The organism is Butyricicoccus sp. AM32-19 (assembly GCF_003480365.1).
GTDB lineage: Bacteria > Bacillota > Clostridia > Oscillospirales > Butyricicoccaceae > Agathobaculum > Agathobaculum butyriciproducens.
The window spans coordinates 305,762-317,518 of the sequence record NZ_QUIX01000002.1 but is presented as its reverse complement, the minus strand read 5'-3'; the positions used below and the strand labels follow the sequence as shown (position 1 = coordinate 317,518).

At 57.0% G+C, this 11,757-nt stretch carries 10 protein-coding genes; 1 reads left to right on the top strand and 9 read right to left on the bottom strand.

Annotation, left to right across the window (positions count from 1 at the left end; genetic code table 11):
* The first annotated feature begins 134 nt into the window (after positions 1–134).
* The gene (locus DW806_RS03470; RefSeq protein WP_118729104.1) at positions 135–1,196 is read left to right on the top strand and encodes a helix-turn-helix domain-containing protein; all 1,062 of its coding nucleotides are present in this window, start codon (positions 135–137) and stop codon (positions 1,194–1,196) included.
* A gap of 30 nt (positions 1,197–1,226) precedes the next feature.
* Here DW806_RS03470 and DW806_RS03465 read toward each other — a convergent pair whose 3' ends face one another.
* The 9 genes from DW806_RS03465 to DW806_RS03425 all read right to left on the bottom strand — a co-directional run bounded on the left by DW806_RS03465 (position 1,227) and on the right by DW806_RS03425 (position 11,465).
* The gene (locus DW806_RS03465) at positions 1,227–1,877 is read right to left on the bottom strand and encodes a ComF family protein (protein WP_118729103.1); all 651 of its coding nucleotides are present in this window, start codon (positions 1,875–1,877) and stop codon (positions 1,227–1,229) included.
* 72 nt (positions 1,878–1,949) lie between these two features.
* Positions 1,950–3,128, bottom strand: coding sequence for an LL-diaminopimelate aminotransferase (locus tag DW806_RS03460; RefSeq protein WP_110436138.1), 1,179 nt, complete (start codon positions 3,126–3,128; stop codon positions 1,950–1,952).
* On the bottom strand, positions 3,118–4,734 hold the full coding sequence (locus DW806_RS03455) for a CTP synthase (RefSeq protein ID WP_117489902.1): 1,617 nt from the start codon (positions 4,732–4,734) through the stop codon (positions 3,118–3,120). The genes DW806_RS03460 and DW806_RS03455 overlap by 11 nt, the downstream gene beginning before the upstream one ends.
* Complete coding sequence (dapF, locus tag DW806_RS03450) at positions 4,731–5,576, bottom strand: diaminopimelate epimerase (protein WP_318261265.1); 846 nt, start codon at positions 5,574–5,576, stop codon at positions 4,731–4,733. Before dapF ends, DW806_RS03455 begins: the two co-directional genes overlap by 4 nt.
* A 175-nt stretch (positions 5,577–5,751) precedes the next feature.
* A complete protein-coding gene (locus DW806_RS03445) occupies positions 5,752–6,324 on the bottom strand; it encodes an ANTAR domain-containing response regulator (RefSeq protein WP_118729102.1) in 573 nt (190 codons plus the stop codon).
* Between the two features lie 37 nt (positions 6,325–6,361).
* On the bottom strand, positions 6,362–7,681 hold the full coding sequence (locus DW806_RS03440; RefSeq protein WP_118729101.1) for a glutamine synthetase family protein: 1,320 nt from the start codon (positions 7,679–7,681) through the stop codon (positions 6,362–6,364).
* Positions 7,682–8,114: 433 nt separating this feature from the next.
* Positions 8,115–8,843 carry a glutamate synthase gene (locus tag DW806_RS03435; protein ID WP_118729100.1) on the bottom strand — a complete coding sequence of 243 codons (729 nt, stop codon included), beginning with the start codon at positions 8,841–8,843 and terminating at the stop codon, positions 8,115–8,117.
* A gap of 19 nt (positions 8,844–8,862) precedes the next feature.
* On the bottom strand, positions 8,863–10,368 hold the full coding sequence (locus tag DW806_RS03430) for a glutamate synthase-related protein (protein ID WP_110436144.1): 1,506 nt from the start codon (positions 10,366–10,368) through the stop codon (positions 8,863–8,865).
* Complete coding sequence (locus DW806_RS03425; protein ID WP_110436145.1) at positions 10,368–11,465, bottom strand: class II glutamine amidotransferase; 1,098 nt, start codon at positions 11,463–11,465, stop codon at positions 10,368–10,370. Before DW806_RS03425 ends, DW806_RS03430 begins: the two co-directional genes overlap by 1 nt.
* Positions 11,466–11,757 lie beyond the last annotated feature (292 nt).

The window sequence follows — 11,757 nt, the reverse complement described above, 5'->3', positions numbered from 1 at the left end:
TACACATTTCGGGACTTTTTTGCAACCGGAAAGACGTCCGCAACCGTCGGTTGACAAAAAGAAACGATGGGTTGGTGGCGTTTTTGCGGCATTTCAGGCACACTGGAGACAGAAAAGAAAGGCAGGTGGCAGAAATGACAACAGGTGAGAAAATCGCGGCACTGCGAAAAGAGCAGGGCATGAGTCAGGAGGCGCTCGGCGAAAAGCTGGGCCTGAGCCGTCAGGCGGTCAGCAAGTGGGAGGCCGATCAGGCGGTGCCCACGATGGATAATTTAATGGAACTGAGCAAGCTGTTCGGTGTTCCGGTGGATACGTTGCTGCGTCCGGATGCGGAGTTAATGCCAAAGGCAGAGGACTCGGATGAATCGTGGCCGGGTGCAGAGAACCAGCCGGTCAGGAACGGAAACCGCAAGTGGAAAATTGCGGCAATCGCAGCGGCAGGGCTGCTGTGCGTCAGCGTTGTGTGCAGCGCGGTCAGCCTGTGGCGCGTGCTCGCCATGCAGCAGCAGATCGACACGCTGCGGATGCAGAGCGGGCCGAGTACGATTTACTATCCGGATAATACGAGCGCTGAGAACAGCGATTTAGCCGACTGGTCGGAGAACGTGACCGTAGATCCGCAGAACGCGGATAATCTTCTTGTCACAGTGAGCGCCGTGCCGAAAGAAATGCTGGACGGCGAAACCGCAAAGTTCGTTGTCCGCAGCGGTGACCAGTCGTGGGAGTGCGACGCAGAAAACAAGAACGGTTACAGCGGCAAAATCAGCGTGCCGCTGGTGGATACGTTTTCTGTCTATTTGACGCTGACAAGTACGGACGGAGAAATCCGTAATATTATGGTTGCCTCTGAGTATGACCTGAAGCAGCGTTTTTCTCTCGAAGTGCGTGCGTGGTGGGAGAACGGTAGCTTTAGCTTTAATGGTAAGACCACATCAGCCAGCGGCAATGTGGCAACGCATATTTACTGCGGCGATGACAGTGTGACACCGGTCAGTGGTCGTATATTGCTGTATCAGAACGGCAAGCAAATCAAAGAGAAGAAGATCGAGAATATAGAAACAGGAGTCAGTGGAGACGTTTATTATTATACACAGGTTGACTGGCGTGATCTGGAAGGTGGATTTGATCAGTACCAGCTGAAAGCTGAGATTACCGACAATTACGGCAGAGTGTACAGCAGTGAGTTTTTCCAATAACAAAAAAGACCGCGAAAGCGGTCTTTTTTGTTATTTCATCGGTGTAAATGTCGCGGCGAGGACGTAAACACGGCTTGCGCCCATCTCCCGCAGAGCTTTGACGGCAGCAGCCGCCGTTGCGCCGGTGGTGATAATATCATCGACCAGCACAACGGATTTTCCGGTCAAATCTACGCTGCCCTTCGGCAGAACGGCATCTTTTGCGTTGCTCTGCCGCGCGGCATAATCCTTCTGCGCGGACTGCTTTTTCACGAACCATCGCTTACGCAGTGCCGCCTTACACGGCAGAGAGAGCGGCTTTGCGATGAGCTTTGCAAGCAGCTCGGCCTGATTGTACCCGCGCTTGCGGTAATGCAGAGATCCAATCGGCATGTAGGTAACCAAATCCGGCTGCCAGTCGTCCAGCCGTGCGGTGAGAGCCACGGACATTTGCGCCGCGAACCAGTCCGCGCAGTAGGCGGCGCTGCTGAATTTGAACCGTTTCATGGCATTGCGTACTGTGCCGCGGTAATACAGCGGAGCGATCGTACCGTCCGCTCCGGCAATGGAGATGACCTCATTGCAGCGGTATTCCCGCCGGACTGCGGCGGCACAGTCCGGACAAAGCTGCAGCGTGCGGCTGGTCGTCACCGGAAAATCCGCGCCGCATAAAACGCACCTGTGACCATAAAGAATGCCCATCGAATCACCTCAACTATGCAAAAAGAGCTGTCCGCGCGGGACAGCTCTTTGATTATGCGATATTGCGGAAACTTACTTCTGGAGCAGCTTCTTCAGACGCTCAGCAGCTTCCTTGGTGCGTGCCTGATCGCCGAATGCGGTCAGACGGAAGAAGCCGTCACCATTCTTGCCGAAGCCTGCACCCGGCGTACCAACGACGTTGGCATTCTCAAGCAGGTAGTCGAAGAACGTCCACGAATCCATGCCGTTCGGGCACTTGAGCCACAGGTACGGGCTGCTCTTGCCGCCGGTGTACCAGATACCCAGCTCATCGAGGGTCGCAGCGAGAACCTTAGCGTTCTGCTTGTAGTAGCCGAGGGTCTCCTTGATCTGCTTCATGCCTTCCTCGGTGAAGCAGGCAGCAGCGCCCTTCTGTACGATATACGGAACGCCGTTGAACTTGGTGGTCTGACGGCGCAGCCACATCTTGTTCAGCTTGCCGTCCAGCAGAGCGGTCGGAACAACGGTCCAGCCGCAGCGGGTGCCGGTGAAGCCTGCCATCTTGGAGAAGGAGCAGAACTCGATCGCACAGGACTTAGCACCTTCGATCTCGTAAATGGAGCGCGGCAGAGTCTCATCCTCGATGAAGCACTCGTAAGCTGCGTCATACAGGATAACGGCGTTCTGCTTGTTGGCGTAATCTACCCAAGCCTTCAGACCTGCACGGTCATAAGCAGCGCCGGTCGGGTTGTTCGGAGAGCAGATATAGATGATGTCGCACTGAACGGACTCGTCCGGCAGCGGCAGGAAGCCGTTTGCCTCATTTGCGTCAGCGAATACGATCTTGCGGCCCGCCATAACGTTGGTATCAACGTAAACCGGGTAAACCGGGTCCGGAACCAGAACAGTGTTGTCAGTGCCGAAAATGTCGAGAATGTTGCCGAGGTCGCTCTTTGCACCGTCCGAGATGAAGATCTCATTGGTGGCGAGCTCTACGCCGTGGGACTTGTAGTAGCCGACCAGTGCTTCGTGCAGGAAGCCGTAGCCCTGCTCATCGCCGTAGCCGTGGAAGGTCTCCTGCTTGGCCTGATCCTCAACGGCTGCGTGCAGTGCGTCGATAACAGCCGGTACCAGCGGACGGGTTACGTCGCCGATACCCAGACGGATGATATCAGCCTCCGGATGTGCTTCGGAGTACTCACGCACCTTGCGTGCGATGGTGGAGAACAGATAGCTCTGCTCGAGATTGTCGTAGTTCTTGTTAGTCTGCATTGTTGTTCTGGCTCCTTTTCAGAGATGCCGCGACGAACGCCTTGAACAGGGGATGAGCGCGGTTGGGACGGGACTTGAACTCGGGGTGGAACTGTACGCCGATATAGAACGGATGGTTCGGGATCTCAACGGTCTCCACAAGCTCGCCGGTCGGCGAGGTGCCCGTGATCTGCATGCCCTTATTTTCAATCTCCTCGCGGAAATTGTTGTTGAACTCGTAACGGTGGCGGTGACGCTCGGAAATCATTTCCTCGCCGTACGCCGATGCCATGATAGTATTCGGACGGATCTTGCACGGATAAGCGCCCAGACGCATCGTGCCGCCCTTCTTGGAGATGCCCTGCTGGCTCTCCATCAGGTCGATGACCGGATGGGTGGAATCCGGGTCAAACTCGCTGGAGTTTGCATCCGCGTAGCCGAGCACGTTGCGTGCGTAGCTCATAACCGCGATCTGCATGCCAAGGCAGATGCCGAAGTAGGGGATACCCTGCGTGCGCGCATAGTTTGCTGCACAAATCATGCCTTCCACGCCGCGTGCGCCGAAGCCGCCCGGCAGGATGATGCCGTCAACCTCACCGAGCAGCTTGTCCACGGTGGAGTCGTTGATCTCCTCGGAGTCTACCCAGTCGATATCGACGAAGCAGCCGGTCTCGTAGCCGCCGTGCTGCAGTGCCTCTGCAACCGAAAGGTATGCGTCGTGCAGCTTGACGTACTTGCCGACCAGCGCGATTTTCACATGGTCCTTGCGGGCTGCGATGCGCTCGAGCATTTCCTGCCACTCGGTCATATCGCCCTTGCCTGCGCCGATGGACAGCTCACGGCAGACGATGTCGGACAGATGGCTCTCCTCGAGCATCATCGGTGCCTGATACAGAACCGGCAGGGTGCGGTTTTCGATTACGCAGTCCTCCGGTACGGTGCAGAACATGGAAATCTTGCGCTTGATATCGTCATCCATCGGCTGGTCAACGCGGGCTACGATGATGTCCGGAGAGATGCCCAGACCGCGCAGCTCCTTAACCGAGTGCTGGGTCGGCTTGGACTTCGGCTCATTGGAGCCGGAGATGAACGGAACCAGTGTTACATGGATGAACAGGCAGTTGCGGCGGCCAACCTCAGCAGCAACCTGACGGATCGCCTCGAGGAACGGCTGGGACTCAATATCGCCGGTGGTGCCGCCAATCTCGGTGATAACAACGTCAGCCGAGGTCTTTTTGCCTACCGAGTAGATGAAGGACTTGATCTCGTTGGTGATGTGCGGAATAACCTGCACGGTCTCACCGAGGTACTCGCCGGCGCGCTCCTTGTTCAGAACATTCCAGTATACCTTGCCGGTGGTCAGGTTGGAGAACTTGTTCAGGTCCTCGTCGATGAAGCGCTCGTAGTGGCCGAGGTCGAGGTCGGTCTCTGCGCCGTCGTCGGTAACGTAAACCTCGCCGTGCTGGAACGGGCTCATCGTGCCCGGGTCTACGTTGATGTAGGGATCGAGCTTCTGCGCTGCAATTTTCAGGCCGCGGCTTTTCAGCAGACGGCCGAGAGATGCGGCAGTAATGCCCTTGCCCAGACCGGAAACTACGCCGCCGGTCACGAAGATGTACTTTGTCATATCTCAATTTCCCCCTTGAATACGGTCGTTGCCGCGCCCGTCATGAACACGGTTTCATCTGTATAGCGAATGGTGAGGTCGCCGCCGCGCAGGTGCACGACGATATCCTCGTTTTTGTTTGCAAAGCCGTTCAGACATGCTGCCACGCCGGTTGCACAGGAACCGGTGCCGCACGCCCATGTCTCACCGGAGCCGCGCTCCCAGACGCGCATTTTCAGGCTGCCGTCCGGCAGGACGTTGACAAACTCGGTGTTGACACGCTCCGGAAACAGCGGATGATGCTCGAACTTGGGTCCGATGCGCGTAAGGTCGAGGTCGTCCACATCCTCCTTCTGGAAAATAACGCAGTGCGGGTTGCCCATGGAAACGCAGGTCATGTGGTAGACCTTTTCATCCACAACGATGGGTGCGCTGATGACATTCTCGCCGTCCATATCAACGGGAATCTCCCGCGGAGCAAGAATGGCTGCACCCATGTCCACGCGGGCGGACTGCATTTTGCCGTCCTTGACGGTCAGCTCAAGCGTTTTTACGCCGGAAAGCGTGTCAATGGTGATGGTGGTGCGGCCATCGGTCATGCCGTTGTCGTACAGGTACTTGCCCACGCAGCGGATGCCGTTGCCGCACATTTTTCCCTCCGAGCCGTCGGCGTTGAAGATGCGCATCTGCGCATCCGCCTTGTCGGAAGGAGAAATAAGGATAATGCCGTCGCCGCCGATACCGAAGTGCGGTTCACTGAGCTTGATCGAAAGCGACTCGGGATCGGGCACAGTCTGGTCGAAGCAATTAAAATAGATATAATTGTTGCCGCAGCCGTGCATCTTGGTGAAAGCCAGCTTCACACGGATTCCCTCCTTAGAAAATAACAAAATGGCATATAGGCAGGGAAAGACAGAGCTTCTCTGCTCATACACCATTTAGTATATCATAATCTGTCGGGAATTTCTCTATAAAATCGAAAAAACCGAAAAAATTTTCGCGTGAGATATGAGATGTTTTTAAGCGGTATCGCACAAATCACGGCGTTTTTTCGCCGATGATGTCCTCGGCGATGTCTCGCTTGGAGCGGCGCTGGTTCATAGCCTGCTGCTCGATGTAGGAATGCGCCTCCGGCTCGGTCATGCCGCAGCACTCGATGAGCAGACACTTGGCGCGGTCTACCTGACGGATATCCTCAATGCGCTTTTGCAGACGGCGGTTTTCGCTCTGCAGGCCGGTCAGGCGGCTGCGCGCGGCGCGCGTCATGCGGAGCGCCTGCATGAACAGCACGCGCGAGAGCGGCTTGGGTACGACGAACACGCCGTCGTCCTCGACCTTTTCGGCAACACTGTCCGCAATCTCGGCCTTAGCGAGCAGGATCACGCCGGAAAGCGTATCATTTGCAGCCTGCTGTGCCATATCATGCCCGAATTCATCGGGCAGCGGCGTGTTAACGAGAATTAGATCAAACGAGCCGTCCACCAGCATGCGCCGGGCCTCCGCACCGGAGGAAGCAGGTGCAAGCTGAGCCTGTACGCCGCAGGACGTTAAAAACTGAGAAAGCATGGTGCGGGATTTTTCGGTTGCAGAAACGAGAAGAATGCGTTCCATGCGGTGTGCTCCTCCTTTCAAACGGTATTATGCGGGATTAGTAGCGTTCAAAATAGAGGGAGCGTTCGGCAGCCGTGCGGTCGTCGGCAAGTACGATGCGGTCGTGCTCGGCCTGCTTGGCGGCGAAAAAGGCTGTGCGTGCCTTTTCGGGAAGGTACTTGGTGATAAAGTCGCTGTCCTTGGCGATGCGGATCGCGTCGCACAGGGCGCCGGGCAGTGCTTCGTACCTGGCACGCACTTCATTGGAAGCGGTGAACAGGTTTTCGTCGCAGGCGGGCGGCAGGGGCAGTCCCTGCTCGATACCGTCAAGACCGGCGTGGATGAGCAGGGCAAATACGATGTACGGGTTAATGCAGCCGTCGAACGCACGCAGCTTCATGCGGTTGGCGGAGTGATCACCGGTCAGCGGCACGGTGATGAGTGGACAGCGGTTCTGGTGCGACCATGTGATGTACTTCGGCGCTTCAAACTCACCCAGACGCTGGAACGAGTTGGTGAGCGGATTACAGAAGATGGTCATCTCGGCGGCACGCTGCAGAATGCCCGCCACAAAGCTCTGGCCCTCGGCAGATTCTTCAAACGAGGGCTGGAACAGGTTCTTGCCGTTTTTGTTTATCGAAACAGACAGATGCAGTCCGCTGCCCGGCGCATGCGGGAGCGGCTTGGGCAGGAAGGACGCAAACAGGCCGCTTGAGGATGCCATGGACTTGACGACCCACTTGAAGGTGACGAAATTGTCGGCCGCTTCAAGGGCTTCGGCGTAGCGGAAGTCAACCTCGTTCTGACCGGGACCCTGCTCGTGGTGCGAGGACTCCGGCTGGATGTTCATCTCCTCAAGCGTCAGGCAGATCTGGCGGCGCACGTTTTCCGCCTTGTCGAGCGGCGCTACATCGAAATACTCGCCGTGATCGTGCGGAATGGTGGTTGGATGGCCGTTTTCATCCAGCTCGAACAGGTAAAACTCGCTTGCCGTGCCCATGGTCAGCGAGTAGCCTGCGCGGCGCGCACGGCGGTTGGCCTCACGCAGCAAATGACGGCCGTCGCCCTCGAACGGCGTGCCGTCCGGATAGCGAATGTCGCAGTAAAAGCGCACTACACGGCCCTGAGCCGGCCGCCACGGCAGAACGGAAAGCGTTGCCGGATCGGGGAACAGCAGCAGGTCGGAGGCATCCACGTTGAGGAAGCCGCGCAGTGCCGCCGCGTTGAAGTGAATGCCCTGCTCGAAGGCGCGTTCCAGCTCGGTCGGCATGATGGCGATGTTCTTCTGGTTGCCGAAAATATCGCAAAACGCAAGACGAATGAACTTTACGTCGTTCTCCTGAATAAATTGTACGACTTCGCTCATGGTGGTGTCCATAGGGCAAGCCTCCTTTTCATAATGTATCTTGAGGAATAAATTTTTTGCTAAAGAATGCGGAATGGGTGCCAAACCTTGGCTGGGGCACCAAAAGGATAGACACCAAGGTTTCTATCCTCTTGGGACTCCAGTTTCCTTTATTTCATAGTCTGGCGAAAATCAGAGAGCGGCGACCGCTCCGAAAAGGGGAACGGCAGAGGATTTTTTCTACCGCAGGGGAGCACAGTGTACTCCCCTGTCGAAACCCATACACAGTGTCAGATACCGTTCTGCTACACATACGGTTAAATCAACGCAGGTGCGACAGAACAGTGTCGCACAATTCGTTTGCGTGTTGTTACGGACGGCACCTGCGAGTTACACCTATCAGGTAACTCCCATCTCCTCATTTCCAACTCCTGCCTTGCAGGAGTTTTTCACTCTGAGAGCAAAATCAAGCCTCAAAGGTATAAAGCTGCTTATACCCAGCCTCCGGGTTCGGCGTGAGGACGAAATACTTCTGCGAAAGCAGATTCTCCGCGTCTGCATCGAACAGCTGCGCGTATTCCTTGATATACGGTGCAAATTCGGTCATATCGTCCGCGGAGACCTCGCTCACGAGGACCTGACGCGGCAGATCGGTCGGTGCTTTATCACATCTTAACACAATTTTGCCGCCGTGCATACCGGTTCCGCAGAAATTGTTGACCGGGTACGCGCCGTTCTGGCCGATGCCGAGCACAAGGATGAGACCGCCGGCGAGATACTCGCCGAGGAACGAACCCGCCTTGCCGCCGACTACCATAACAGGGAAGTGCTGCTGGTAGGCTTTCATGTGAATACCGGCGCGGTAGCCGCAGTCGCCCTTGATATAGATCTTGCCGCCGCGCATCGCGTAGCCGCAGGCGTCGCCGACGTTGCCGTGCACAACGATCTCACCGGCGTTCATGGTGTCGCCGACGGCCTCCTGCGCGTTGCCGAAGACCTCAATGGTGGAGCCGTTCAGATACTGGCCGAGACCGTTGCCTGCCGTGCCGTGCACGGTGATCTTGCGGTCGGTGGAGCCGCAGCCGATGTAGCGCTGGCCGATCACGTTCTCAACCGTGATCTCGCTGTCCTGCGCTGCGCGGATCTGCTCGTTTACTTGTTTATAATAGGTAAGTCCTGCCTGTACAGTTGTCATTTTCGCGCACCTCCTGTGCTTATTCGCCTGCGTGCTTGATGCCGAGGATGTTCAGCTCACGGTCGGTCAGGCCGATGCCGCGCAGCATAAGACGGTTGCCGCGCAGTGCCTCGATGGAGTTGATGCCCATGCCGCCCATCATTTCCTTGAGCTCGTGATCCCATGCAGTGAGCAGGTTGATGAGACGCTGGGAGCCGATATCCGGATTCAAGCGCTTGACCAGCTCCGGACGCTGGGTTGCAATGCCCCAGTTGCACTTGCCGGTCTGGCAGGTGCGGCACAGGTGGCAGCCCATTGCCAGCAGAGCCGCGGTGCCGATGTAGCATGCGTCCGCGCCGAGCGCGATGGCCTTGAGCAGATCGGCGGAGTTGCGGATGGAGCCGCCGACAACGACCGAAACCTCATCACGGATGCCCTCATCGCGCAGACGCTGATCGACAGCGGCGAGCGCCAGCTCGATCGGGATGCCGACGTTGTCGCGGATGCGGGTCGGAGCCGCACCGGTGCCGCCGCGGTAGCCGTCGATGCAGATGATGTCTGCACCCGAGCGGGCCACGCCGGAAGCGACTGCTGCTACATTATTTACGGCTGCAATCTTGACCATAACCGGCTTCTTATATTCGGTAGCCTCCTTCAGCGAGTAAACCAGCTGACGCAGGTCCTCGATGGAGTAGATATCATGATGCGGCGCCGGAGAGATCGCGTCCGTGCCCTCCGGGATCATACGGGTCTTGGAGATATCCGGGCCGACCTTGAGTCCGGGCAGATGGCCGCCGATACCCGGCTTTGCGCCCTGACCCATCTTGATTTCAATGGCAGCACCGGCTTCGAGGTAATCCTTATGTACGCCGAAACGGCCGGATGCAACCTGCACGATGGTGTGCGGGCCGTACTGGTAGAAGTCCTGATGCAGACCACCCTCACCGGTATTATAATAGGTGCCGAGCGCGCTTGCAGCGCGTGCGAGTGCGGCATGTGCGTTGTAGGAGATCGAGCCGTAGCTCATTGCGGAGAACATGATCGGCAGGTTGAGCTCCAGCTGCGGCGCCAGATTGGGAACCAGATTGCCGTTCTCGTCACGCTCAATCTTGCCCGGCTTTTTGCCGAGGAAGGTCTTGGTCTCCATCGGCTCGCGCAGCGGGTCGATGGACGGATTGGTAACCTGCGAAGCGTTGATGAGAATTTTATCCCAGTAGATGGGGTGCGGGTCCGGGTTGCCCATCGAGGACAGCAGCACGCCGCCCGAGCCTGCCTGACGGTAAACCTCGGAGATCGCCTTGCCGGTCCAGTTGGCGTTCTCGCGGAACGTGTGGTCGGTCTTTACGATTTTAAGGGCACGGGTCGGGCACAGCGCTACGCAGCGGTGGCAGGCTACGCACTTGGACTCGTCCGCCTGCATGCGGTTGTTGTCGGCGTCCCAAAAGTGTACTTCGTTCGCGCACTGACGCTCACAGGCGCGGCAGTTGATGCAGCGGTCGTTGTTGCGGACGACCTCATACTGCGGATATAAGAAATCGATAGCCATTACTGGTTCCCTCCGTTCTTCAGATTAACGATGACCGGCTCGCCGCCCTTGGGCGCCCACAGCTTATCTAGCTCAGGCTGGATGACGCGGATCGCGCATTCCTCGGAGGCGATGTATACGGTGTCGTCCTTTTCGCCGACAACCATGCTGCGCAGCTTGAGTCGGTCGTTGAGCGCCATCAGGCCGCCGGTGTAGCCGACCAGAATGGAGAACGGACCGGTAACCATCAGGGAAGCGAAGGCATTGCGTAGATAGGTGAGACGCTCGCGCTCCTTCGGCTCCTGCTTTTCAATGGTGGACCAGAACGGAGCCGCAATGACATTTGCAATCTCGCTGTACGTCAGGCCCAGCTTGCGGCCGAGGTAATCAATAATGTAGGTGATGACCTCGGTGTCGGTCAGCAGGTCGCAGGAGTAGCCGAACATCTCAATGAAGCGGCGGTTTGCATCATAAGAGGAAATCTCGCCGTTGTGAACGACCGTGGTGTCGAGCAGTGCAAACGGGTGCGCGCCGCCCCACCAGCCCGGTGTGTTGGTCGGATAACGGCCATGGCAGGTCCAGGAGTAGGCCTCGTAGTTTTCCAGCATATAGTACTCGCCAACGTCCTCGGGAAAGCCGTTTGCCTTGAAAACGCCCATGTTCTTGCCGGAGGAGAAGATGTAAGCGCCGTTCAGCGTGTGATTGATGCGGATGACAAAGCGGGAGGTGAACTCACGCTCCTCGAGCTGGCTGGCTGCCAGCTTGGTCGGCAGGGGCGTGACGAAGTAGCGCCAGATCATCGGGGCATCCGTGATGCGCGGATGACGTCGGGTCGGGATCTTGGACAGGTTTACAATGTCAAAGTGACGCTCGATCTCGCGCTCGCACTCTTCCTTGGCTGCCTGCGTATCATAGAATACATGGAACGCATAGTAATCGGCGTATTCAGGGTAGATGCCGTAGCCGGCGAAGCCGCCGCCCAGGCCGTTGGAACGATCGTGCATGGTGCGGATGGAGTCGATAATGCGGGTGCCGTTCTCACGGGTGCCGTCCTTGTGGAAGATACCGGAGATCGCGCAGCCTGCGGGGATGCGGACTTGCCCTTCTTTTTGTAACATGGTGCTTCCTCCTTATATATTGCGCTGAAATTACGGATTCAGAGAAGCAGGCTTCGGCGGGTGCTTTCAGATGGAAGGCGATATGTACCGGCTGCTTAACAAAATAAAAAGGTGCTCGCCGCAGCAGAGGATCAAAAGCCTTAAATCCTCAGCTATGGCGAACACCTTTGTTCGCTTAATATTCTATAGCAGAAAACCGGGAATCGTCAAGCGCAAAGAACATAAAAAAGTGAATTTTCGCATTTTGCACAGGAAGTGACGGTGCGGACAAGCGAAAATTAAGTATGTTGTA